Origin of the sequence: Chitinophaga arvensicola, from assembly GCF_900110835.1 — a bacterium.
In the GTDB taxonomy this organism is placed as follows: Bacteria; Bacteroidota; Bacteroidia; order Chitinophagales; family Chitinophagaceae; genus Chitinophaga; species Chitinophaga arvensicola.
This window is the reverse complement of the sequence record NZ_FOJG01000002.1, coordinates 1389550-1416406: the sequence shown is the minus strand read 5'-3', so window position 1 is coordinate 1416406 and position 26857 is coordinate 1389550. Positions and strand designations below refer to the sequence as shown.

Sequence of the window (26857 nt, the reverse complement as noted above, 5' to 3'; positions counted from 1 at the left end):
TTATGCCGAAGGAAATCGTTTATTCCTGTTATGTAAACAGGAGCAGGGAAGGAGAGCAGTTTGCTCCGGTACATGTACTGAGCTATCAGATAGCGGGTGCCATCACATTCAATGACGGCAACCAGACGCAAACGGTGAACGAGGGTACTTTCTCTTTCTGCCGCCGTAATAAACTGATTAAATTCCTGAAACAACCACCGGAAAAGGGAGAGTTCAAAACCGTGTCCGTTTACCTGGATGAGGATACACTGAAAAGTTTCAGCATGGAATACGGCTATACTGCGGATAAACATACCGACGGCCCGGCTATTACTGTGCTGAAACCGCTGCCCCTGTTGCAAAGCTTTATGAACTCCCTGCAGCCTTATGAAACACTGAATGAGGCGGTGAATGAAAACCTGGTAGCCCTTAAGCTGAAAGAAGCCATCCTGGTATTGCTCAAAGCAAATCCCGCACTGAAAGATGTGTTGTTCGATTTCAATGAGCCCGGCAAAATTGACCTCGAAGCTTTTATGCTGCAGAACTACCAGTTCAATGTAGACATCAAACGTTTCGCCTATTTAACCGGCCGAAGTCTGGCTACTTTTAAACGCGATTTCGAAAAAATATTTCATAGTTCACCCAGTCGCTGGTTGCAACAAAAACGCCTGCAGGAAGCTTATTACCTGATTAAAGAAAAACGTAAAAAGATCTCTGATGTATACCTCGAAGTAGGCTTCGAAGACCTGTCCCATTTTTCTTTTGCGTTTAAGAAAACTTTCGGCGTGGCGCCATCGGCACTGGTATCATAATCAAACAGCGGGAGGAATTGATAATCACCACCTCCCGCTGTTTGCCTTTATAGGCGCTGAATACTGATCGCGCAGGTTCCATTTCCAGTGTACATCTACCCGATAGCATCTTTCATAAAAAAATTGAAATATGATAAAAAAATACCATCTTGCGGCAAAATAATACCGTATGCTTTGCCAACTGAAACGCCCTTATCTGTTATTGATCCTGTTGCCTTTATTTACACAATGTAAGAAGAACAGTTCACCCGCTACCAATCCACCGGAAGAAGAAAAAGGACCCACCGCTTATGCCGGTTATGACCTGGTTTGGAACGACGAGTTTTCCGGCACTACCCTCAACCGTCAGAAATGGAATATAGAAACCGGTACCGGTAATAGCGGCAACTGGGGCACCGGGCAGCTGGACAGAGCTACCGATCGCATCGAAAACCTCGATGTGAAAGATGGCAACCTGGCTGTTACCACCCGCAAAGAGTTTCTGACCGACAGGAACTATACCAGCGGAAGAATCAACACCAAAGACCTTGCATCATTCGGTCCGGGCAGCCGCATCGAAGCCCGCGTTTTCGCGAGGGATGTAAAATACAAGGGCCAGGGCTTTGCCTTCTGGATGATGCCCGCTGAAAAGCCTGCCGATCAGCCCTATATCATGTGGCCCCAGGGCGGCGAAATTGATATCATGGAGTATGTTGGTAGTATTCCATACCATAATCTGGGTACGGTGCATTACGCCTGGTCTTACCAGAATAATGAATACAAGGACTGGAACCATGGTATGAAGGGCGCATACTATAGCTATACTACCAATGAAGTGCCAGCCGTGAAACCACAATATGGTACCACACCTCCGGTAGATAATGATCCTGCTGCGGGGAGCGGCGGGTACCACATCTACCGGATCGACTGGTTCACAGACCGCATCGAATTCAGTATCGATGAACACATATATCATATCAACTATTTCAACGATGGCGCCGCCTTCTCCCGTCCGGCCGATGGCCAGGATGGCGACACCGTGAAAATCGTAAATGGTAAACGTGTCATGTCCAGCGAATACTCGCATCACTTCAACGAATGGAAACCTTTCGACCATAAATTTTATATCATCCTCTCTGCAGGCGTAGGAGGTAATGATAACCAGACCTACGGCGGGAAGATCGTGGACGACGCGAAGTTTCCCTGCACCGTACTGGTCGATTGGGTAAGGGCATATAAACGGAAATAAAGCCTTCGGCTGACCTGCTTTTTTCAACAACTCAACCGGTTTAACCGCCAGCTCATCAAAAAATGGATGGCGGTAACCGGTGACTGTTGCATTTTACCCTGGTAAAAACAGCCGTATATGAAGTTTGAAAAAGTGCACAACAAAGGCCAGGCACAGCTTTTCAGTAACAGATACCTGGAATTCCTGACGAAAACACATCCCCTGATTATTTTTGGGATCTACCTGCCCATCATCACTTATATGCTGTATTACTGCAGCACTTCCCTCCGGTATCCCTGGTGGAAAATAGCCGGCATTTACGTGGCCGCTCTCTTTGGCTGGAGCCTTTTCGAATACCTGGCACACCGCTTCCTTTTCCATTGGGTGAGTGAACGCCCGCTGGCCAGGAAGATTACCTATACCATGCATGGCAATCATCATGAATATCCGCGCGACCGCCAACGTTTGTTTATGCCTCCCGTTCCCAGCCTGATTATTTCTTCTTTCCTGTTTACTGTTTTTTACGGGTTGATGCAGCAGGCAGCATGGGCTTTTTTCCCCGGTTTTATTTCCGGGTACCTCCTGTATGGCAGCATGCACTATGCTATCCATGCCTGGGCGCCACCCTTCCGATGGCTGAAACCCTTGTGGCGTAACCATCACCTGCATCACTACAAAGATGAGGAACGCGGATTTGGCGTTAGCTCTACCCTCTGGGACCGCGTGTTCGGCACCATGTTCTGAGCTCCTGCAACGGCACCGCAGTTCCATCTCCCGACAACTAAATACTGCCACTTATCATTATCCTCCTTGAATAAAAGCGCATATTTTTATACATTGGCGACCTGACAACAGATCTAATCAGCGCTTATGAAGAGATTATTATTCGGGTGTGCTGCCATCCTTATGGCCGCCACCTCCTATGCCCAGGAAAATGCCCTCTGGCTGAGAAATCCTGCTATCTCTCCCGACGGCAATACCATTGCCTTCGGTTATAAAGGAGATATTTACCGGGTAGATGCCAAAGGCGGCGTAGCCGTTCCGTTGACCATCCATGAAGCCCATGACATGCTGCCGGTATGGAGCCACGACGGCAAATACATTGCCTTTGCGAGCGATCGTTACGGGAACTTTGATGTATTTGTAATGCCCGCCACGGGTGGTGCGCCTGTACGGCTGACCAGCAACAGTGCCGGCGACTTTCCATACGACTTCACCGCAGATAACAAACAGGTACTCTTTGGCAGCGCGCGTAACGCACCCGCAGCCAGCGTAAGGTTTCCTTACCGCCTGTTCAGAAATATGTATACCGTGCCGGTAACCGGTGGCCGCGCCGTGTTACTCAGCGCCGCCGGCGCAGATGTAGCGCACTACAACAAAGCCGGTAATCAGCTCATCTTCCAGGATAGAAAAGGATATGAAGATCCGATGCGTAAACACCACGTATCTTCTGTCACCAGGGATATCTGGGTAATGGATGTGGCAAAAGGCAGTTACGAAAAAGTATCGGAGTATAACGGCGAAGACAGGGAACCTGTATTCGGCAACGGCAACGATATTTACTATCTCAGCGAAAAAGGCGGGATCTCCCAGAACCTGTTCAAATCTTCCCTGGCCGATAAAGCCAGTATGAAGCAGCTCACCAGCTTTACCAAACACCCGGTGCGCAACCTCTCTAAAGCCGATAACAACACCCTTTGCTTCACTTATAACGGTGAAATATATACGCTGAAAGAAGGCGAGCAACCCCGCAAACTGGAAGTCAGCATCTTCAACGACGGCCGTGCCGGTATCGTGAAAAATGTTCCCGTTAGCGGTAATACCACCGAATTCGCTATCAGCCCCGATGGCAAGGAAATGGCCTTTATTGCCAGGGGAGAAGTATTTGTGACCAGCGTAGAAGGTAATACCACCAAACGCATCACCAATACCCCACAGCAGGAAAGAATGGTACAGTGGTCGCCCGATGGTAAGAAACTGATCTATGCCGCCGAACGTAACGGCAACTGGGATATTTACCAGACCACCAGAGTGCGCAAAGAAGAAGCTTACTTTTTTGCATCTACCCTCCTGAAAGAAGAGCCGGTGATTGCTACTGCCGCAGAAGAATTTCAACCGCTGTTTTCACCCGATGGCAAAGAAATCGCCTACATCGAAAACCGTAATGTGCTGAAAGTATTTAACATCGCCTCCGGCAAAAGCCGCACCCTGCTGCCCGCCGGCCGCAATCACTCGTATTCGGATGGCGACTGGGACTTCAAATGGAGCCCCGATGGCAAATGGATCCTGGCCGATGATCAACAGGGCTATTTCAGTTTAACCAACGCCACACTTATTCCCGCAGACGGCAAAGGCGAATCACTGTACCCGGTGAACAGCGGCTTCGGTGAAAACAACAGCAAATGGGCCAACGACGGTAAAATGCTTACCTGGACCAGCAGCCGCGAAGGCCGCAAATCACTCGCAAAACAAGGTAGCCGCGAAGTAGATATCTACGCCATATTCTTCGACCAGGAAGCTTTCGATAAATACAAGTTATCCAAAGATGAATTTAATCTCCTGAAAGAAAAAGAAGCCACCGGCGGCAAAGCAGCAAAAGATTCTGCCCTGAAAGCAAAAGATTCCGCCGATACAAAAAAAGAGTTTCATCCCGATTTTAAAAACCTGGAAAACAGGAAGATAAAACTCACCATCAACAGCGCTTCTATCAGCGATTATGTGCTGAGTAAAGATGCCAGCAAACTCTATTACATGGCGGCCTTTGAAAAAGGCTATGATCTGTGGATGACAGAACCAAGAACCGGCGAAACAAAGATCCTCGCCAAGTTTGGCGGCACGCCGGGCAGTATTGAACTGAGCAAAGACGGTAACACCCTCTTCGTGGGTAACCGTGGTAATGTGGTGAAGGTAGATGCTAACAGCGGTAAGATCACACCGGTGTCGATCAGTACAGAGTTAGCACTTAACCAGGACGAAGAACGTAAGTATATTTTCTGGCACGCGTGGAAACAGGTGAAAGAGAAGTTCTATGATCCTACCATCCGCAACATGGATTGGAAAGCATACGGCGACAACTACGCCCGTTTCCTCCCGTATATCAGCAATAACTACGACTTTGAAGAGCTGCTGAGCGAGCTGCTCGGGGAACTGAATGGCTCCCACACCGGCGGCCGCTACTCTCCGCAGATAATGAATGGTGATGCTACCGCATCATTAGGTTTACTCTACGATGAAACTTTCACCGGCAACGGTCTGAAAGTAGACGATATCATTGCAGGCGGACCATTTGATAAAGCCATCAGCAAAGTGAAAAAAGGCAACATCATCGAAAAGATCGATGGCGAAAATATCACAGCAGCGGCCGACTGGGCTTCCCTGCTCAATCGTAAAGCCGGTAACAATGTACTGATCAGTCTTTACAACCCGGATACCAAAGTGCGCTGGGAAGAAACCGTAAAACCGGTTTCCACAGGAGAAGAAACCACGCTGATGTACAAGCGCTGGGTAAACGGTATGCGGGAGATGGTAGATAAACTCAGCAATGGTAAAGTAGGATATGTTCACGTACAAGGCATGAACGATGCCAGCTTCCGTTCTGTATATGATGAAGTAATGGGCCGCAACCGCGATAAAAAAGCCCTCATTGTAGACACCCGTTTCAACGGTGGCGGATGGCTGCACGATGACCTGTATAATTTCCTCAGCGGTAAAAAGTACCTGGAGTTTGCACCGCAGGGCGACAAACTCAAAGGTGGTGAGCCAAGTGGCCAATGGCAGGCGCCGAGCTGCGTGCTGATGAGCGAAGGGAACTATAGCGATGCTTTCATCTTCCCTTATATCTACAAACAGGGTAATATCGGTAAACTGATCGGTATGCCTGTACCTGGCACCGGTACAGCCGTATGGTGGGAAACACAGATAGATCCTACCATGGTATTTGGTATCCCGATGGTGGGTACTATCGGTAAAGAAGGCCGTCCTACTGAAAACCTCCAGATAGAGCCGGATATCCGGGTGCCACTCCGCTACGAAGAGTTCCTGGTTGGGAAGGACGCCCAGCTGGAAGCAGCCGTGAAAGAGATGTTACAGGAGATAAAATAATATGGGTTAATAATAAGGAAGGCCTCTGCAACGTTTCTGTTGCAGGGGCTTTTTATTTTACTATTGTTTCCCAGCGCCTTATACCTTAGCTTTGAGTTCATAATAATCTCTGTATATATCAACCATTTGTTCATTGTTGCCGGCAACAGTAGTGTTATACTTATTTAAGATTTATAAGAGATGATGACCGATTACTCCCACTATGCTGATGATGAGCTGGTTCAGCTGATGAGTAAAGATGATCACAACGCCTTTACAGAAATTTATAACCGCTATTGGAAACGGTTATATGTGCTGGCTTATGATCGTCTGCGCTCGCGGGAACTGGCAGAAGATGTGGTGCAGGATGTGCTGACCGGCCTGTGGCAGCGCAGGAATCACACTGTAATCCGCTCTTTGCCAGCCTACCTGGCTACTGCCAACAGATACGCCGTATTTAGCCAATTCTCTAAAATGGTTCCGGTTACCGCCGTGGAAGCCCTCCCTGAAGCTATTCAGGCAGTTGCCGATGATACCGCTGAAGTGCATTTCCTGGAACAATCCATGCAGGAACAACTGAAACAGTTACCGGAAAAATGTCGCCTCGTTTTCGATTACAGCCGCAATAAAGGCCTCTCCAACCGGGAAATTGCCACAGAACTGAAAATCTCTGAGAAGGCCGTCGAAAAGCACATCACCAAAGCCCTGCAACGGTTACGGCTACAATTCCGGAACTATTTTCACAGTCTTTTTGTATAAAAAATCCCTCCCGGGAAAATATTTTTTTCAAAGAGGTAGGGTAGCACCCCTATTTGCCGACATTACTATATAGGACCCTGTAAATCATTAACACGGATGGAAACAAAGGAACTGGCCATACTATCGAAAAAGTATCTTGCCGGAGCGGCCAGTGAAGCGGAGAAAAACCGTTTGCTGCAATGGTATAATGCTTACGATGAGCAGGCCCTGACAGCCCATTTAACGGTAGCGGAAAATGAAACGGAAGCAGTGATGGAAGAACGGATGCGCCGGCGTTTGCAGGCGGCCACTTTGCCGGTGAAAACCGATGCAAAAGTACGCCGCATCAACTGGAAAGCAGCGGCAGCAGCAGTATTGCTGCTGATAGCAGCCGGTGGGGGATATTATTGGCTGCAACATGATCAACCAGTGCCGCTGGCGGAGAATAAAACAGTCATCCTGCCGGGAGGAGATAAGGCCACGCTCACACTGGCAGATGGCACCGTGGTAAATCTTGACAGCGCAGGTACAGGACTGGTGTCGGTGCAGGGAAATACCAAAGTGGAGAAAATAACGCATGGTCAGCTCATCTATAAACATGAGGATGCGCCGGCGGCTGCGGTTACCTATAACGTATTGCGCACGCCACGCGGCGGACAATACAAGATTACGCTGCCGGATGGCACGACGGTATGGCTCAATGCCTGCTCGTCGATCAGTTATCCCACTGCGTTTACGGGCAAGGAACGAAAAGTGACGATTACCGGGGAGGCTTATTTTGAAGTGGCGCAGGATGCACAGCACCCTTTTAAAGTGAAGATGAACCAGATGGAAGTACTGGTGCTGGGTACCCATTTCAATATCAACGGGTATAGCGATGAGGGCAGCATACGCACTACCCTGCTGGAAGGCGCCGTATTGGTAAATACAGCTACCTATGCAGTTCCCCTGCAGCCTGGTCAGCAGTCTGCCGTAACACCAGGAGGGGAGCGCGTTACCGGTGTCAGAAAAGTGGATGTGAACAGCGTTATCGCCTGGAAAAACGGCTACTTTTCTTTTGAAGAAGCAGATATACCAACCGTCATGAGACAATTATCGAGATGGTACAATATAGAAGTGAAATACGCCGGTAAAGTGCCGGATGTCGCTTTCACAGGAGAGATAGGCAGAAGTCTGAGCCAGGATCAACTCCTGAAAGTATTACATCAGGCAGGTATTAATTTCAAAATAACGGAGAACAGGAACATCGTTATTTATCCGTAAGAGAATCAAAAATCAACCATAGCTGATACCACCAGCGTCAGCACACCAACCAATGCTGCCAGGCGCCACCAACGCCGGCAATGATAGCTATCCAGTAAGTTCAATGTTATGAAGTCGTGAGGTCCACCGGACGCGGAGATCTTATGCTCATCCATAAAAGAAAACCCGGTGCCAGATTGGCGTCCGCACCAGGTTTTTGAGTCATGGTTAACCCTTGTTAGAAAAGCGTTTCACTGCCTGCAAAGGCGGGTGAGAAAACAATTGTCAACCAAAAACCAACCTAAGGTATGAAAATTAATGTTGTTCGCAACAAACATGGATATTCCATGTCAATGGTTAGTTCACTTGATAACGGAAGGTCTCCGCAACCAGGGACCGATTATGTCACCAAAATCTGGCGAGTAATGAAAATGACCGCGTTCTTTCTAACGGTGCTGGCTTTACACGTTTGTGCCAGTGGAATCTCACAAACGGTAACTGTCTCATTTAAAGAGGTGCCACTGCAACAGGTATTTAGTGTCATCAAACAACAAACCGGTTACGTCTTTTTTTACCGGAGTAAAGATCTGTCAGATGTGAGCCCTGTATCTGCTGAAATCAGGGATGTGCCGCTAAAAGTGGCCCTCGGAAAACTGCTGCAGGACAAACCTTTAAACTTCGATATCGAAGGCAACACCATCGTGATTTCCCGTAAAGCCACACCCCAGCCGGATGGAGGGAAGAAGGAGGCTACACCTCCTGAAGACGTTCGCGGGAAAATAATCGATGTAAAAGGTAGCCCCATACCCGGTGTGACCGTACGGGTAAAAGGTAGCACAGTGGCGGCGATCACCGATCAGGCAGGCGTCTTTGTGCTGCACAACACCGACTCCCATGCCGTACTACAGATTTCCTGCGTAGGCTTTGAATCCAAAACACTGAACATGGGCGGGAAACTGACCGTGGAAGTGGAACTGAAAGCCAAAGTAGACGACCTCAATCAATATGTGGTGGTAGGTTATGGCAGTACCAAAAGAAAAGACCTCACCGGTTCTGTCGCTTCTGTAAACGTAGAAGAAGTGAAAAACGTCCCGTTCGCGAGCATCGACCAGGCCTTGTCCGGTAAAGCCGCCGGCGTACAGGTAACACAGGCGGATGGCTCTCCGGGCGGTGTTGCCAAGATCCGTATCCGTGGCGGTACTTCCCTCATGGGAGGTAACGATCCCCTCTATATCATCGACGGCGTACAGGTAACTATTCAAAACCGGTATATCCAGAACCAGGCGGAAGTAGTGAATCCCGTGGAAACAGGCGGCAGCGACAACTTCGGCAACGGCGTAAGCGGCTCTTTCTCGCGTGGATTGAATAGCCTCGCTGGTCTCAACATCAGCGATATTGAAAGCATTGATATCCTCAAAGATGCTTCCGCTACGGCCATCTACGGTTCCAAAGCGGCCAACGGAGTGATCATCATCACCACCAAAAAAGGAAAGCTGAATCAAAAACCCGTATTGGAAGCAAACTACTATGCCGGCGTAAGCGCCCCCATCAAAGAAAAACTGCTCAACAGCACCGACTATCTGGCCATGCTCACTGAAGCCGCTAAAAACCTGAACGCAGCGCATGCACTGGCTGGAGAAGAACCCAATGATAAGGCCAACCAGATTATCAATAATCCTGAAAGCCTGGGCACCGCTAACACCGACTGGCTGAAACTGGTGCTGCGCAATGCTACTTCACAGAACGCAGATATCTCCGTACGCGGTGGTGGCTCCGGCTCCCGCTACTATACCTCTCTCGCCTATACGAAGCAGGATGGGGTAGTACTGGGCACCGACTTCTCCCGTATCTCCGGAAAAATAAGTCTGGATAACGAAATTACCAGCAAGTTCCGGGTAATCACCAACCTCGACTACGGATTTACCAAAAATAATATCACCAACGGTATCTATCCGGCTGCCATGTATGCCCCACCCACCTTGCCGGCCCGCAACCCGGATGGTTCCTTCTACCGTTTCCTCGGCTCACAGATAGGTGGCTACGATTACCAGGGGTTTCAAAATCCGCTGATCCTCCTCGATGGCATCAACGAAGGAAAAACATCCTCTCTTCTGGGATCGCTCTCCGGTGATTACGATGTATTGAAAGACCTGAAATTCAGATCTACCGTTTCGGTGAACTATAACATGTATCATCAGCTCGACTATGTACCCAGCAGCGCCGTGATCGCGTCTGCCAGCGGAGCGAGCGACTCCAACGGCGGTACCGGCACGCAGGCACAATCAGAAGACGTAAACGTGTTCTTTGAAAATACCCTTACCTGGGAAAAACAATTCAACGAAAACAACCGTCTGACCCTCCTCGGCGGTACTTCCTGGCAGAAATACCGGTACAACGCTTTCTCCGCCAGCGGTCAGGGTTTTCCGGATGATAAATACCTCAACAATCTTTCTTCTGCCGCAATTACCTTACCATCTACAGGTACTTCCGGACAGAATACACTGCTGAGCTTTTATGTGCGTGCCAACTATGCACTAAAGGAAAAATACCTGCTCACGTTTACCGGTCGTTCAGATGCTTCTTCCAAGTTTCCGGCCAATAACCGCGTAGGCTATTTCCCTTCCGGCGGTATCGCCTGGCGCATTTCTGAAGAGCCATTTATGAAAGGCGCTTCCTGGATCAATGAACTGAAACTGAGAGCCAGCGCAGGATATACCGGTACACAGAATTTCGGCGATAACCTGTATTACACCCTGTATACACCCGGTTCTTATGGTGGCGTCAACGCATTGCTGCCTACACAGCTGGGCAACGACAAAATCAAATGGGAATCTACCCTGCAAAAAGACCTGGGACTGGATTTTGAACTGTTTGGCTCCCGCCTGCGTGGTGTGATCGGCTACTATGAAAAAAATACCACCGGCCTGCTGATGGCCACACAACTGGCCCCCAGCTCTTCTTACAGCAGCGTAATTGCCAACTTTGCCACCATCAATAACAAAGGGCTGGAAATCGATCTGCGGACGGATTTTATCAAACGTAAAAATTTCCAGTGGACTGGTGCCCTCAACGTATCCGGCAACCGGAGCAAGGTCCTGGATATCAGCGGCGACTTCACCAATGCCGGTGTGATCAGCTCCTATATCAGCGGCAATACGATTGTACGGAAAGGAGAATCACTCGGACAGTTCTATGGTTATAAAATGAAAGGAGTGATCCAGGACCAGAAACAACTGGACGACTATAAAAAAGTATTTAAGTATGCGGTGTATTACGCGCCTTACCTCGGTATCGGCGATCCTATGTTTGACATAGCAGACGATGGCTATTACAAGAGCGATGTGATCGGTCATTCGCAACCGGACTTTTTCGGTGGATTTACCAACACGTTTACCTATAAGAACTTCAGCCTCATTACCCTGCTCACCTATTCGTATGGTGGCCAGATGCTTTATCTCGCAGATGTACAGAACAAATATATCAGCAGCTTCAGCAACAAAGGGGTGCGCGTGAAAGACCGCTGGACGCCGGAAAACCCGGTGAACGACCGTCCACGCCTGATCCTGAATGAAAACAATATGCCGCCTTCCAGCAACGATGTATACGATGCGTCCTATATCAAATTAAAATCCATCACGCTTACTTACCAGCTGCCACATAAAGTAGCTACCTCCATGCACATCCGGGAAGCTTCTATGTACGCATCCGCCACCAACCTGTTCACGATCACAAAGTATCCCGGTCCGGATCCTGAAGTAAGCAACAACCCTTACAGCCTGATCAATGGCGGTACAGATGTGAGCACATTCCCGACAGTAAAGCAGTTCAACATCGGTCTGCGTTTTGGATTCTAACACAACAAAAAGAGATTTTATGAAAAGGATCATATATGTAATACTCGGTGCCGTAATGATAACAGGAGCCGCCTGCAATAAGGAGCTGGGAAAACTGCCCGAAAATGCTAAGGTGGATGGCAATACCATCCTGGACCAACGTACCTCTGAAATAGCCCTCAATGGTGTATATTATCGTTTTGCCAATGTGGATGCCGCCAACAATGTAACAAAGTGGTTTGAACACGAAGTGCCGCCTGCGGCTTTTGCAGGTTTTATGACATATGGATACGGGGCAGATAATGCAGAAAAAAATGTGTATACCAATTCTTCTTTTGGCAATGTTTACTGGACTTCTTCTTACCAGATCATCAATGCCGCCAATGGTGTGATAAAGGGCGTAACAGCACTGGAAGACAAGGCCTTTACCGGCAACCGCAAAAAAGAGATCCTGGCGGAAGCCAGGTTTCTGCGGGCATACGGACATTTTAAACTGCTCAGTTATTTTGGTCAGTGGTTTGATCTGAACAGTCCTTTTGGTGCTTTACTCCGCGATGAATTTGTAACCGTTGGGGAGATATCAAAGGCACGCAGTTCCGTGAAAGACAGTTATACCGCCATCCTCACCGACCTCGACGAGGCTATTGCCAATGCACCTGCCACCAATAAATCTATTTATGTGACCCGCTGGGCCGCTATGGCGCTCAAAATGCGCGTACTGATGAGTCATGGTCAGGCGGCGGATTACCCGGTGGTAACAGCGCTGGCAGATAGTATTATCCTGAAGAGCGCCTACACACTGGAACCGCAGACAAAAGATATCTTTTATGTAAAAGGCCTCGCCAGCCCCGAAGTGATCCTGGGCATTCAGCCACAGCAGAACCAGGAAAGCTATTACTATGCGCTTAGTCACCAGTACTGGCCGGGTGCGTCTTCCCTGTACGTGGCGAATACCAATCTCAAAACATTGCTGGCGAACGATCCCCGTGGCCCTTGGATGATAGGCTCTGCCAACAGGTATTACACCGGTACTTACTATTTCCTGAAATACATCAAGGAAGGAACTTCCCCCAGCATATTATCTGAAACCGCTTACGCTATCCGGCTGACGGAAATTTACCTGCTGAAAGCAGAAGCTATAGTACGTGCTGGTGGCAGTCTGGCCGATGCCCGTACTATCCTGAAAAATATCATGACACATGCCGGCGTAACGGATTTTTCCGCCGTGGATAATGCCACCAGTGTAAATGAGCTGTTGAAACAGTTGTACCTCGAAACAGTACGCAACCTGGTAGGAGAAGATGGCCAGGAATGGATGGCGCTTTTAAGATTGCCCACCTCATTGATTCTGCAGCTGCGGCCTACGCTCGATAATAACATCCGCTACATCCTGCCGATTCCGCACAATGAGTTTTTAAAGAACCCGGATATCGGTGCGCAAAACCCCGGCTACCAACCATAATAAACCACTTAAACCGTCGATATGAAAATCAACACAAAAACCATGTTTGCAGGCCTTTTCCTGGCCGCTGCCTGTAATCAGCCCAAGGCGCCATCGGCCTCTATCACTGCCGAACTCACTGGTCTGAAAGATTCGGTGGTCTATATTTCCATACCCGTAGCCGATTCGGCTAAAACGGATACCGTGCCCGTAAAAGACGGCCGCTTCACCTGGACCGGCGCCGTGTCGGAGCCACTGAAAATATATATCGGTACTTCTACCCGTTACCTGGAACTGTTTATGGAAAATACCGCCGTACAGATCAAAGGTAACATCGACTCTACCGACCAGCTGCAGATCACCGGTTCTGCTACGCAGGATGCGTACAAAGCATATGAGCAATCCATCGCTGATATTACCAAACAGGAATATAAACTGTATGAAAAGTACGATGAGGTAAAAAACAACGACACTGCACAAGCTGCGCTGGAGGCTCAACTGGAAGCCCTGCGTGGCCAACGGCATGAACGCACCAATGCCTATATCAAAGCACACCCGGAAAGCCCGGTAAGTGTGGCGCTTGTGGCCGATATGGCTGTCATGGGCGAATATGCACCGGTGGATAGTATATACCGGGTATTATCTCCCGCAGCTCAACAAACCGCTACCGGTAAAAAACTCGCTGCCCGTCTTGCTATCCTGAAAAAAAGTGCGATCGGTCAGCCGATGATCGACTTTACCCAGTCAGATGTAGATGGTAAACCCGTGCGCCTGTCCGATTTCAAAGGCAAATATGTACTCCTTGATTTCTGGGCAAGCTGGTGCGGCCCTTGTCGCGCTGAAAATCCGAATGTGCTGAAGGCTTACAATACCTTCAAAGACAAAAACTTCACCGTAGTAGGCGTATCTCTCGATGACAAAGCCGACAAATGGAAGGAAGCCATCAAACAGGACGGCATGCCCTGGATGCAGCTGTCCGACCTGAAAGGCTTCCGCAATGAAGTTGCGCAGCAATACGGTATCCAGGCTATTCCCTGTTCTTTCCTGATTGATCCGCAGGGCATCATCATCGCGAAGGAGCTGAGAGGTACCAAACTGCATACACAGCTGGCTGAAATCCTCAAATAAGCAACATCATGAAATATTATCACCTGGCCATCACCGCGTTATTATTTCCGCTTTGCACAGAAGCACAGCAACCGCGTCCTTTTACCCTCTCCGGAGAGGTAAAAGGGCTGAGAGACGGCTATGTTTACCTCAGCTACAGCACCAGTGAAAAAAACGTGCGTACCGATAGTGCGTTATCGAAAAACGGACAGTTTGTGTTCCGTGGAAAGATCGCACAACCGGTATCGGGCAGCATTTACCTGGATCGCATGGCAGACTATTCCACAACAGAACTGTGCGAATTATTCCTGGAGCCTGCCGCCATGCAGTTAAAATCCGCTGACGGGCATTTAAAAAGTGCCATCATTACCGGTTCACATGCACAGGACGAACAGGTGCAGCTCAATGCAGCCAAAGAAGTGTGGCTGGCCAAACTCCGCCCGCTCCGCACCCGCTACGATCAGTTGAATAACGAATACATCGCCGCCCGGAAAGCCAAACAACCGGACGCCGTGCTCGACTCGCTGAAAGACAAGCTCACCGCACTGAAAGATGAAATGGAACCCATTACCGATGAAATGGGAATGGAAGATAAAAAGTTCATCGCAGCACATCCCAATTCTTATGTGGCTGCCAACCTGCTTCGTTTCGCCGTCATGATGATGTCGTTGAAAGAAGGAGAGGAGGCCTATGCGAAAATGTCGCCCGCCTTGCAGAAAAGTTATGCCGGCATCGATATTAAACATACGCTGGACAAACTGCGTAAAGGATCTCCGGGAAGTCCGGCGATAGCTTTTGCATCCCGCGATATCAACGGAAAACCCTTGCGCCTGGCTGATTACAAAGGCAAATATGTATTGCTCGATTTCTGGGCCAGCTGGTGTGTGCCCTGCCGTAAAGGCAATCCGCACCTGAAAGAACTGTACGCCGCTTACCAGCCAAAAGGACTGGAAATAATTGGCGTGGCCAGCGATGACGGGGCCGAGGAAGCCTGGAAAAAGGCCGTGGCACAGGATGGCATCGGTATCTGGCATCATGTACTTTCCGGACAGGACAGGAAACTGGCCATGAAAGGCCTGCCCAATCCTAAAGATATCAGTGAAAACTACGGCATCCAGACGCTGCCCACCAAAGTGCTGATAGATCCGAAAGGAAATATCATTGGCCGCTACGGTGCAGATGGCGCCAACGATGAAGAAATGAATAAAAAACTGAAAGAAATCTTCGGTGTTTAATCTCCAAAACAGTCATATATGAAATACAGCATGCTCGCTATTCCCTTTCTGCTCCTGCATTTACAGGGAAATGCACAAACAGCATTACCATTTACCCTTACGGGAGATGTGAAAGGCCTGCCCAACCGCTACGTGTACCTCAGTTACGCAGCAGGTCCCCAGCAATACAAGCAGGATAGCGTACTTTCCAGTAACGGAAAATTCACTTTTACCGGTACCCTGGTGCAACCGGTGGAAGGTCGCATTTTCCTCGATAAAAAATCCTTCATGTACGGAGAAGGGGACTTCGTGTCCTTTTTCATGGAATCGGCCAATATGCAGCTCAAATCTACGACGGGCCGCCTGAAAGAGGCAAAGCTCACGGGCTCTAAAGTACAACTGGACCAGGACATACTGACTGCTGCCCGGGCGCCCATCCAGAAAAAGCTGCAACCGCTCTCCGATGCTTTCAATAAAGGCAACAAGGCCTACATCGCTGATATCAAAGCAAAGAAGCCGGAAGCCGTACTGGAAGCCTGGAAAACAAAACTGGACAAAATAAAAAGCCAGATGGAGCCTTTCTATGATGAAATGGAGAAGGTAGATAAAGCTTTCATTGGTGAGCATCCTAATTCCTATGTTACCGCGCAGTTGCTCCGCTACCGTGTAAGCGCCATGCCACTTGCGGAAGGGGAGGCTTACTATGCTAAGATGTCGCCCGAAATGCAGCAAAGCGCCGACGGCATTGAAATAAAGAAAGAACTCGACGGTCTGCGTGCCGGCTCTCCCGGCAGTGCTGCCCATGAATTCACCAAAACGGATATCACCGGCAAAGCACTCAGCCTGGCCGACTTCAAAGGCAAATACGTGATGCTCGATTTCTGGGCCAGCTGGTGTGGTCCCTGCCGCAAAGGGAATCCACATCTGAAAGAATTGTACGGTAAGTACAGCAGCAAAGGCTTTGAAATCATCGGCGTATCAGACGACGACTCCGATCATGAAGCCTGGAAAAAAGCCGTGGATAAAGATGGCATCGGCATCTGGAAACATGTACTTCGCGGACTCGATTGGAGCAAACGTGAAAAGAACCTGCCTAACCCGGAAGATGTAAGCGATTATTACGGCATTCATTCGCTGCCCACTAAAATACTGATTGATCCGCAAGGCATGATCATTGGCCGCTATGGCGGAGGAGGAGAGGATGATGAGGCGATGAATAAGAAACTGAAAGAAATTTTTGGTTCGTAAACGGAAATAAAAAGAAGTGCGCCGTTTCATGATTGAAACGGCGGCTTCATTTGTTTGTCATTGACGTATTGAGCAAAAAAATCAGTTGCCGATTCCTATTTCGCTGATCATCGGATCATCAATAGCAGCTGCAATTTCGAGTTTGATATACCTGGCTTTTACGGGCGAAAAGGTGGTTACTTTCAGTGCATCCGTTTTTGACCAGTCGCCTTCTTTTACTTTTATAAATGCATCCGGCGTATGGCCAACTGATAAGATGTACTTTGTAATAATCCCGCTATAGCCCATGAGCTGCGCCGGTAAGTAATAAAGTTTGCTGAATGACTTTTCTTCACCCAGATCCAGCACTACCCCCGGCGTTTTTGATGGCGAAAATTTCCAGTAGGTCTGAAAAGGAGAGAAGCCTCCTCTGTCGCCCACCACATCACTGATGCCATCGATCATCACCTCCGGTTTTTTCTGATCCAGAATGGCCGCCACCGGAGAACCGGCATTTGCCGGACCAGCCGGAACAATAACCGCTTCGCCCTCCGTAGCAGATATGGCCGCCACCCGGATAAAGCTTTTTATAGCAGCCGGTTGTTGAGGCAACGGCAATCGCTGCTGATCGCGTTTCCAGGCTTTTCCTATTTGTTGTAAGCGTGCTACCACTTCTTTGTCGAACAGGCCATCGCGGTTGGGACCAATATTGATCATGAAATTGCAATAGAGCGGTATCACCCTTTGTAGTTTATCCAGCGCGTAATCGAGGCTTTTCACCTGCTTGTCGGCCCCGGGATGCCAGAACCAGCCATCTGTAAGCGTGAGCGCCATTTGCGACGGATAAATATTATTACCGGGCGGATAAACGCCTTTGGGGCCTTCATAGTAAATGATATCTGTTTGCAGCGTGCCGTTGCCGTTATGATCTGAAACAAGACAATTGGGTTGCAGCTTTTTTATATGATCATAAATGCGCTGGTAGGAAATCAGCCGATGTCCCATTTTCCAGTTCCATCCGTCAAAAATGATCAGTGGTATTTCGCCGTAATTGGTCAGCAGTTCGGTTAACTGGTTCATTACAAATGCCTCTTCTTTTGGTCCTCCGTTCTCAACACCATTATGACGGTCCCACATAGAGAAATACAGGCAGGGCTTTAATCCACGGCTGCGAAATGCTTTTACATACTCGCCTACTACATCTCTCTTTAAAGGGCTGCTGGCAACATCATAGTCCGTATATTTACTGTCCCACAGACAAAAGCCGTCGTGGTGCTTTACCGTGAGTATACCATACGTCATTCCTGCTGCCTTGCAGGCATCCGCCCACTGGTTGCAATCCAGTTGGGCAGGGTTGAACAAAGCCGGATCATGATCTGGGCTGGCCCACTCTTCGTTGGTAAAGGTGCCCATGTTGAAATGCATCATTACGCCGAAACGGAGATCCACAAAATCAGACTGCAACTGCTGGAGGTCTTTGGTTTGTGCTGATCCCTGAAATGTACTTGCACAGATTAGAATGAATAGTAATGTCTTTTTCATTGTCCGGTGATTCGATGGTACCCGCCAAAGATAAGTTGGCCGGATTGCCTTCTATATCTCCATCTTGGCCGATTACTGTGCTATTTTAGCCAATTCCTGCCCGGAGGCGGTCCACCTCCGCATCACCTCAAAGGCATGTCCACCGCAGCGCTTCCCCGGCGCTCATGGCCTTATTACGTCTCCATCACACCAAAAACTTCAAAATTGCTATAAATTTACCCTGCACTTTGCACCCAGGTATGTTTTATGAAAGTATTGATTGTAGAAGATAACAAGGAACTGGCCAGCGGTATTTCCGATTACCTCAACGGGGAAAAGTATATCAGCGAACTGGCATATGACGTGGAAACAGCCCGGGAAAAGCTCTCTCTTTTCACTTACGACTGTATCCTGCTGGATATTATGCTGCCGGATGGCAACGGGATGGAACTCCTGAAATTCATCCGCCAGGAGAATATCAGCAGCGGGGTACTTATTATTTCTGCCAAAGATGCGCTCGACGACAAGGTCAACGGCCTGGAAAGGGGAGCAGACGACTATGTCACCAAACCCTTTCACCTGCCCGAACTCCATGCCCGCCTCCGGGCCATTTACCGCCGCAAAAAGCTGGATGGCAACAACCTGGTCGTATTTAACGAAATAGAGCTGAATACAGACACCGTAGAAGCTATGGTCAATAACACCCTCCTGGATGTAACCCGGAAGGAATTTGACCTGTTACTATACTTCGTGGTAAATAAAAACCGCGTACTTTCGAGGCAGGCCATCGCTGCCCACCTCTGGGGGGATTATACCGATAACCTGGCAAACTTCGACTTCGTTTACCAGCACGTAAAAAATCTGCGTAAAAAGATCAGCGCCGCAGAAGGAGTAGACTACATAGAAACAGTATATGGCCTGGGCTATAAGTTTAATACATCCAAGACATGAAGCTGCTTAACAAAATAACACTCTGGTTTATAGGGATCGTATTCCTGGTAACACCCATTACCATGATCATCTCCCGTAACAATATCAAAAAACACCTGGATCAGGCGGAAATAGCCCGCATGACGGCCGTCAACGACCGGGTAGCGCAACAACTGCTGGCCGGTGAAAAGCCCGACCGCTACACCCATGGCCGCCCCATCGAAATTACTGCCATCTCCGGACCATTGCCCGCAGAAAAAATCAGTGTAAAGAAAGATAATTATGTAGCCGAAGATCTTGGGGAGAAAGAATGCCGCATCACCGTAGACTCCTGGTACCAGGTAGGCACACAGGCCTATAAAATTTCCTCCTATAATTATGTGATCAAATCGGAAGAAATATTCCGGGGAATGCTCAGCACCGTGGTATGGAAAATGCTGCTGATGATCTTCGCCGTATCTGTTACAGCCAGGCTGCTGTCCGGTAAGATCTTCTCACCGCTGCGCCGCACCATGAAAGCCATTCACCGCTTCGATCTCAAGCAAAAAGATAAACTGCAACTGCCGGAAACCAGCACCACCGAGTTCAAAGAACTCAATGTGTTTCTCCGCAAAATGACCGATAAAGCCATGGAAGACTATGCCGCCGTTAAGGAATTCAGCGAAAATGCCTCCCATGAACTGCAAACGCCGCTGGCCGTGATCCGCAGCAAAATTGAACTGCTCTCCGAAACCAATATCGATAGCATCCAGGCCGCACTGATAGGGGATATGCAAAATGCCATCGAAAAACTGTCGCATATCAACCGCTCCCTGATCCTGCTCACCAAACTGGAAAACCAGGAGTTCAAAGTGTCGGAAAGCCTCAAATTCTGCCGGGTGGTCAAAGACGTTATCGCTACGTACGAAGACTGGATCACCATGCGGGAAATCAAACTCAGTTCTAATCTTGATAAAAATATTCCGCTCAATATTCACCCGGCCCTGGCAGAAATGCTCATCAGCAACCTGCTGAGCAATGCCATCCGCCACAACCGCGACGGTGGCCAGATAAAAATGGAGCTCACCCATCATCACCTGAGCATCAGCAATACCGGTATTCCGCCGCAGATTCCCACCTGTGAACTGTTTCAACGCTTTAAGAAAAGTAACCAGAGCAACGACAGCATCGGGTTAGGACTCGCCATCGTAAAGCAGATCTGTGAAGTAAATGGCTATGATGTGGAATATAATTATACCGATGGCTGGCACAATATTGAAGTATATTTCTTCAAAAGGGCTGTCATCAGCGGCGATGCCATGTCTGCCTCCACCGCAGTAGCCGTATAAAATTCACTTCTCCCGAAAAAAAATCAACAATTTCCCGTTTCCTTCAAGTTTGCTTCAAAATGATAGAGAAATTTTGCAGTTGAGATTCCTTCCGGAATTTTCAACCGTAAAATCTATTTATTCATGTGGAGTAAGAAATATTGGCTGTTGGTGCTGGTTGCCCTGTTTGCAGGCTTCCATTCCTATGCCCAACAGGTATTTACACTGAAGCAGGCCATTGATACGGCTATTGCCAATTATGGAACTATCAAGGCGAAAGCCAGCTACACCGCCGCCGCCCGCGAACAGGTGTCCCAGGCTCGCCGCGATTACCTGCCCAATTTTAATGTGGCCGCCCAACAGGACTATGGTACTGTCAACGGACAAAATGGCCCCTTATACGGCTTCGGAGGCCTCAGCGTCGCTTCCTCCGGATTACCGCTCGATCATCAGAACTGGAACGCCTCCTTTGGCGCTTTATACCTTACCAATGTTAACTGGGATTTCTTCGCTTTCGGCAGGGCAAAGGAAAAAGTTAAAACCGCATTAGCGGCCGCTACACAGAACGATAAAGACTGGCAACAAGAGATTTTCAAGCACAAGATTAAAGTAGCGGCCACTTATTTAAACCTCGTTGCTGCACAGCAACTCACACGCTCTTACCGGGAAAACCTGGAACGCGCCGATACCATCAGGAAAGTAGTGGTCACCCGCGTGAAAAATGGCCTCATCGCAGGAGTAGACTCCTCCCAGGCTAATGCAGAATACTCCAGCGCTAAAATCGCGCTGACCAAGGCGCTTGACTTCGAACAAACACAAAGCAATGAGCTGGCACAACTGATGGGCATTCCGCCACAACCATTCAAGCTGGATACTTCCTATATGGCACGTATCCCGGCATTGCCACAGCAACCGTTTTCTGTAGAAAACCATCCGCTGCTGCAATGGTATAAAAGCCGGATTGCACTCAGCGATGAACAGGCAAAATATTCTAAAACCTTTTACTACCCGGCGTTTACACTGGTAGGCGTGCTGCAGACCCGTGGCTCGGGCTTCGGCTATGGCTATGCTACTGATCAGACAGATTTCACCCACAACTACTGGGATGGTATTAAACCTACCCGCACCAACTACCTGTTCGGTGTAGGCGTTACCTGGAATATCACACAACCCTTCCGTATTTCACGGCAGGTAAGATCTCAACAGCTGGTCAGCAAAGGATTACAGGACGAATATAACCTGGCAGATCAGCAGATCCGCGCACAACTGGATCTCTCTGATACCAAGATCAAAAATGCACTGGATAACTACCTTGAAGCGCCGGTCCAGGTGAAAGCCGCTTCTGACGCATATCTGCAGAAATCGGTGTTGTATAAGAACGGTCTTACCAACCTGGTAGATGTCACCCAGGCATTATATGCACTGGTGAGGGCAGAAACAGACAAAGACATTGCTTACAGCAACGTGTGGCAGGCATTGTTGCTGAAAGCCGCAGCAGTAGGAGATTTCAGCATATTTGAAAATTAGCTTTTCGTTAAACGGACGCCTTTGATGGCTTTATTTATCAATTCTTCATTACCATGAACTTAATCAGTTTTGCATTAAAAAAACCTATCACCATCCTGGTACTGGTGGCCGGTCTGTTCTTCTTCGGGATTAAAGCGGTCAACACGATTAAGATCGATATCTTCCCGAAGCTGGACATGCCCGTTCTCTATGTATCGCATCCCTTCGGCGGTTACACGCCCGTGCAGATGGAAGCCTTCTTTGCCAAACAATACATCAATATATTCCTGTTTGTAAACGGTATCAAAAGCATCGAAACCAAAAACATCCAGGGCCTCACGCTGATGAAGATCAACTTCTACCCGGGTACCAACATGGCCCAGGCTGCAGCAGAGGTGAGCGCGTTTTCCAACAGGATCCAGGCGGCCTTTCCACCTGGTTCCAATCCGCCGTTTATCATACGTTTCGACGCCTCTACGTTACCGGTAGGCCAGCTGGTACTGAGCAGTGATAAGCGCAGCAACAACGAACTGCTGGATATGGCCAACGTATATGTACGTTCTTCTTTTACCACTATTCCCGGTCTGGTGGCTTCTCCGCCCTTTGGTGGTAACGTGCGCACCGTGGTGATCAAAGCCGATCCGGTATTACTCCGTCAGCATAACCTGACACCCGATCAGCTGGTGGAAGCCATGCGCCTCAACAACCAGACCGCTCCTTCCGGTAACGTGCGTATCGGTGATAATAACTACATCACGCCTGCCAATACCACCATCCGTACTATCAAGGATTTTGAAAATATTCCTTTGTTTAAGGGAGATGTACAAAATCTGTATCTGCGTGATGTGGCAACCGTAGAAGACGGCGCTGATATTACGTCGGGTTATGCCCTGGTAAACGGTCGCCGCTCTGTTTACCTCAGCATTGCCAAAAGTGCGGATGCATCTACCTGGGAAGTGGTACAGAACCTGAAAAAATCATTGCCTAAAATGCAGGCCCAGCTACCGGAAGATGTGAAGCTGAGCTATGAATTTGACCAGTCCACCTACGTGATCAACTCCGTAAAAAGCTTGCTCACGGAAGGTATCATCGGCGCTATCCTCACCGGTCTCATGGTACTGTTGTTCCTCGGAGATCCGCGCGGCGCACTGATCGTGATCCTGACGATTCCAACCTCTATTATATCTGCCGTACTATTCCTGAACCTCTTCGGGCAAACCATCAATATCATGACCCTCAGCGGACTTGCGCTGGCCATTGGTATCCTGGTGGATGAGAGTACGGTAACCATTGAAAATATCCACCAGCACCTGGATATGGGCAAACCCAAAGCGCTCGCGATCTGGGATGCCTGTCAGGAAATTGCGTTTCCAAAATTGCTGATCCTCTTCTGTATCCTGGCGGTATTTGCACCGGCGTTTACTATGGGCGGTATTCCCGGTTCCCTGTTCCTGCCGCTGGCCCTGGCCATTGGTTTCAGTATGATCATCTCTTATTTCCTCGCACAAACTTTTGTGCCGGTGATGTCCAACTGGATCATGAAAGGCAAGCATCATAAGAAAGCAGACGGCAGTAACATGTCTGATGCAGAAGAATTTGCGGCTGCAGGTCTCTCCGGTTCCGGTGAACACGATACCTGGGAACAGAAAAAGGTACTCGTGGAAAGGGCCGACAGTAACCGCGATGGAAAAATCAGCCGTTTCGAAAAACTACGCGCCCGCTACCTGCGCTTTATCGATCGCATGATGCCTTACCGCAAACCGATTGTAATTGGCTACCTGGTAGTGGTATGCGCTATAGTAGCTGTTATGCTGGGCACCATTGGCCGCGACGTATTACCAAAGGTAAACGGCAGCCAGTTCCAGCTCAGAATGCGTATTCCCGATGGTACCCGTATTGAACGCACGGAAGCACAAACCCTGAAACTGATCGATGGTATCACCGGTATCGTAGGAAAAGAGAACGTGGAAATTACCTCCGCTTACGTGGGCATGCACCCGCAACTGTTTTCCATCAGTCCTATTTTCCTCTGGATGGCAGGACCACATGAATCGGTGTTGCAGGTAACCCTCAGCGAACATTATAAAGTAAACCTGGATGAACTGAAAGATAAGATCCGCGACCGGGCACAGAAAATCGATCCGCAGATGAAGCTTTCCTTTGAGCCCATTGAACTCACGGACAAGATCCTGAGCCAGGGTTCTCCTACACCGGTAGAGGTGCGGTTCTCCGGTCGTGATAAAAAACAGAATGAACTGTATGCGCAGAAAATGGTGGATGAACTGAAAAAGATCCCCAACCTCCGCGACGTACAGATCGGACAATCCATCAAATACCCGGCGATCAATATTAACGTAGACCGTATCCGTGCCGCACAACTGGGTGTGGATATGAACGATGTTTCCCGCTCCCTCATTGCCTCTACCTCTTCTTCCCGCTTAACGGAAAAGAACGTGTGGGTGGATGAAAAAGCAGGTTACAGCTACAGCGTACAGGTACAGATCCCGGAAAATAAAATGGCGAGTAAAGAACAGATAGGGGAGATTCCTTTACTGAAGAACACTTCCCGCCCCATACTGAGTGACGTGGCTACCCTGGAAACCGATACTACCTACGGGGAAGCGGATAACCTCGGCGCCATGCCCACACTAACGGTAACGGCTAACCTGAATAAGGTGGATCTCGGCGCTGCCTCCGACGAAGTAAACAAAGCCATCAAAGCACTGGGTAAACTGCCCCGTGGTCTGAACGTGGAACTGATCGGGCTAAGCAGCACCCTCACCGAAACGCTGGACAGCTTACAGGGTGGGTTGATCGTAGCCATTGTGGTGATCTTCCTGATGCTGGCGGCCAACTTCCAGTCGTTCAAGGTATCGGCGGTAGTACTGGCTACGGTGCCTGCGGTGTTGTTAGGCTCCCTGGCATTGCTCATGCTCTGCGGTTCTACCCTGAACCTGCAATCCTATATGGGTATGATCATGTCGGTAGGGGTGTCTATTTCCAACGCGGTATTACTCATTACCAATGCGGAACAGCTGCGTAAGCACAACGGCAATGCGCTGGTATCGGCCTCCGAAGCGGCCGCACTGCGTATGCGTCCGATCCTGATGACGGCATTGGCCATGGTGGTAGGTATGATCCCGATGGCCAGCGGCCTCGGCGAAGCCGGCGACCAGTCGTCTCCGTTGGGTCGTGCAGTGGTAGGCGGACTCGTAGCCTCTACCTTCGCGGCATTGTTTATCTTACCTTTGGCGTTTGCATGGGGACAAGGAAAAGCGGGTACACAAAGCGTGTCACTGCATCCGAGAGATGAAGAAAGCATTCATTACATCCCCTCAGACGAAAAAGCATAACCATTACTAATTCTTTTAAAATATACTTTATGAACAGCGGTTTCCGTATAACATTTCCTTTATTGTCAGCAATGGTGATCACCGCAGGACTGTACAGTTGCAGCTCCTCCGGCGCCAAAGAGGGAAAAGAAACATCCGCACCGGCAGCAGCTCCCGCCATGGAAGCATTCTCCCTGGAAAAGGGCAGTTTATCTTCTTCTATCACTATCCCCGGAGAGCTCATCGCCTTCCAGCAGGTAGACCTGTATGCCAAAGTAAGCAGCTTTATTAAAAAGATGAATGTGGACGTAGGCAGTGAAGTGAGCACCGGCCAGATCCTGGCTACTATGGAGGCACCTGAGATCAATTCACAGTTATCCGGTGCAGAATCGAGGTTGAAGTCGCAGGAGGCCATCTATCTGTCCAGCAAAGCCACCTATAACCGTTTGCTCGAAACCAGCAAAACACCCGGTACTGTTTCACAAAACGACCTGGACCTGGCGCTGGCCCGTCAGAATTCTGACCTGGCCCAGCTGGATGCTGCCAAAGCAGCGCATCGCGAAGTAGGAGACAACCGCAACTACCTGGAAATACGCGCACCATTCAGCGGCGTGATCACCGCCCGTAACGTAAGCGCCGGCGCCTATGTCGGCCCGTCCGGTAAAGGTTCTGAGTTACCCATCTTCACTTTACAGGAACAAAAGAAACTGAGGCTGGTAGTAAGTGTGCCGGAAGCATATACCAGCTACCTGGGCAACCAGAGCGAAGTGAGCTTCACCGTACGTTCGCTGGCCGATAAGCAGTTTAAAGGAAAAGTCATCCGCCTCGCCGGTGCGCTGGACCGTAAGCTCCGTTCCCAGCACATCGAAATCGATGTGGCTAACAACGACAAGTCACTGTTGCCTGGTATGGTGGCAGAAGTAGCCATCCCACTGAATGGCAACGCCAGCAATTTCCTGGTGCCTTCTTCTGCAGTACTCAACTCCACCGCAGGCGTATACGTGATAAAAATAGCAGATAAGAAAACGAAGTGGGTGCCGGTAACAACCGGTCGTAGTGAAAACGGAAAAACAGAAGTTTTCGGAGACCTCGCCCCTGGTGATGTACTCTGCAAAACTGCCAGCGAAGAAGTGAGAGATAATAGCCCCGTTCCCAATGTTAGCGTAAAATAGGTAAATAGTAGATGAAGCAAAAGGGCCGTCTTCCGGAAGGAGGATGGTCCTTTTTGTTTTCGGGAAAAACAGGCTGTTGTTTAAATAAACTTGTCAAGTATGTGTTTTTAAGTAACTGATTATCAAGTATTATTATTTATTTGTCTCTCTGTTTTTACTATGTCTTTGCTTGATAATTTTTTCCGCATTGCGTAAATGGTTTTCCGCCT

17 protein-coding genes are annotated in these 26857 nt (G+C 49.0%); 16 read left to right on the top strand and 1 reads right to left on the bottom strand.

Features of this window, described 5'->3' with window-relative positions:
* Positions 1–2 precede the first annotated feature (2 nt).
* From BMW79_RS23045 to BMW79_RS22995, 11 genes are all read left to right on the top strand, one after another.
* Positions 3–791 carry a helix-turn-helix domain-containing protein gene (locus BMW79_RS23045; RefSeq protein WP_089898500.1) on the top strand — a complete coding sequence of 263 codons (789 nt, stop codon included), beginning with the start codon at positions 3–5 and terminating at the stop codon, positions 789–791.
* Between the two features lie 169 nt (positions 792–960).
* Positions 961–2019 carry a glycoside hydrolase family 16 protein gene (locus tag BMW79_RS23040; RefSeq protein WP_218150418.1) on the top strand — a complete coding sequence of 353 codons (1059 nt, stop codon included), beginning with the start codon at positions 961–963 and terminating at the stop codon, positions 2017–2019.
* Between the two features lie 117 nt (positions 2020–2136).
* Positions 2137–2742 carry a sterol desaturase family protein gene (locus BMW79_RS23035; protein WP_089898498.1) on the top strand — a complete coding sequence of 202 codons (606 nt, stop codon included), beginning with the start codon at positions 2137–2139 and terminating at the stop codon, positions 2740–2742.
* Positions 2743–2868: 126 nt separating this feature from the next.
* A complete protein-coding gene (locus BMW79_RS23030; RefSeq protein ID WP_089898496.1) occupies positions 2869–6099 on the top strand; it encodes a S41 family peptidase in 3231 nt (1076 codons plus the stop codon).
* Between the two features lie 180 nt (positions 6100–6279).
* Positions 6280–6837 (top strand): sigma-70 family RNA polymerase sigma factor, encoded by a 558-nt coding sequence (locus BMW79_RS23025; RefSeq protein WP_089898495.1) that lies wholly within the window; start codon positions 6280–6282, stop codon positions 6835–6837.
* Between the two features lie 96 nt (positions 6838–6933).
* Positions 6934–8079: a FecR family protein gene (locus BMW79_RS23020; RefSeq protein WP_089898492.1), complete on the top strand. Its 1146-nt coding sequence runs from the start codon at positions 6934–6936 to the stop codon at positions 8077–8079.
* Positions 8080–8483: 404 nt separating this feature from the next.
* Positions 8484–11912 carry a TonB-dependent receptor gene (locus tag BMW79_RS23015; protein WP_089898490.1) on the top strand — a complete coding sequence of 1143 codons (3429 nt, stop codon included), beginning with the start codon at positions 8484–8486 and terminating at the stop codon, positions 11910–11912.
* Positions 11913–11931: 19 nt separating this feature from the next.
* Positions 11932–13353, top strand: a complete 1422-nt coding sequence (locus BMW79_RS23010; RefSeq protein ID WP_089898488.1) for a RagB/SusD family nutrient uptake outer membrane protein — start codon at positions 11932–11934, stop codon at positions 13351–13353.
* 21 nt (positions 13354–13374) lie between these two features.
* On the top strand, positions 13375–14460 hold the full coding sequence (locus BMW79_RS23005; protein ID WP_218150417.1) for a TlpA disulfide reductase family protein: 1086 nt from the start codon (positions 13375–13377) through the stop codon (positions 14458–14460).
* A gap of 8 nt (positions 14461–14468) precedes the next feature.
* Positions 14469–15674, top strand: coding sequence for a TlpA disulfide reductase family protein (locus BMW79_RS23000; RefSeq protein WP_089898486.1), 1206 nt, complete (start codon positions 14469–14471; stop codon positions 15672–15674).
* An 18-nt stretch (positions 15675–15692) separates the two neighbouring features.
* On the top strand, positions 15693–16901 hold the full coding sequence (locus tag BMW79_RS22995; protein ID WP_089898483.1) for a TlpA disulfide reductase family protein: 1209 nt from the start codon (positions 15693–15695) through the stop codon (positions 16899–16901).
* Between the two features lie 81 nt (positions 16902–16982).
* Here the strand turns inward: BMW79_RS22995 and BMW79_RS22990 are convergent, their stop codons facing one another.
* Positions 16983–18422, bottom strand: coding sequence for an alpha-L-fucosidase (locus BMW79_RS22990; protein ID WP_089898480.1), 1440 nt, complete (start codon positions 18420–18422; stop codon positions 16983–16985).
* A 246-nt stretch (positions 18423–18668) separates the two neighbouring features.
* Here BMW79_RS22990 and BMW79_RS22985 point away from each other — a divergent pair, with 246 nt between their 5' ends.
* From BMW79_RS22985 to BMW79_RS22965, 5 genes are all read left to right on the top strand, one after another.
* Positions 18669–19352 carry a response regulator transcription factor gene (locus BMW79_RS22985; RefSeq protein WP_089898479.1) on the top strand — a complete coding sequence of 228 codons (684 nt, stop codon included), beginning with the start codon at positions 18669–18671 and terminating at the stop codon, positions 19350–19352.
* Positions 19349–20659: a sensor histidine kinase gene (locus BMW79_RS22980; RefSeq protein ID WP_089898477.1), complete on the top strand. Its 1311-nt coding sequence runs from the start codon at positions 19349–19351 to the stop codon at positions 20657–20659. Before BMW79_RS22985 ends, BMW79_RS22980 begins: the two co-directional genes overlap by 4 nt.
* Positions 20660–20782: 123 nt before the next feature.
* Positions 20783–22165, top strand: a complete 1383-nt coding sequence (locus tag BMW79_RS22975; RefSeq protein WP_089898475.1) for a TolC family protein — start codon at positions 20783–20785, stop codon at positions 22163–22165.
* A 53-nt stretch (positions 22166–22218) separates the two neighbouring features.
* Complete coding sequence (locus BMW79_RS22970; protein WP_089898472.1) at positions 22219–25497, top strand: efflux RND transporter permease subunit; 3279 nt, start codon at positions 22219–22221, stop codon at positions 25495–25497.
* A gap of 29 nt (positions 25498–25526) precedes the next feature.
* Positions 25527–26648 carry an efflux RND transporter periplasmic adaptor subunit gene (locus BMW79_RS22965; protein ID WP_089898471.1) on the top strand — a complete coding sequence of 374 codons (1122 nt, stop codon included), beginning with the start codon at positions 25527–25529 and terminating at the stop codon, positions 26646–26648.
* Positions 26649–26857: the final 209 nt, after the last annotated feature.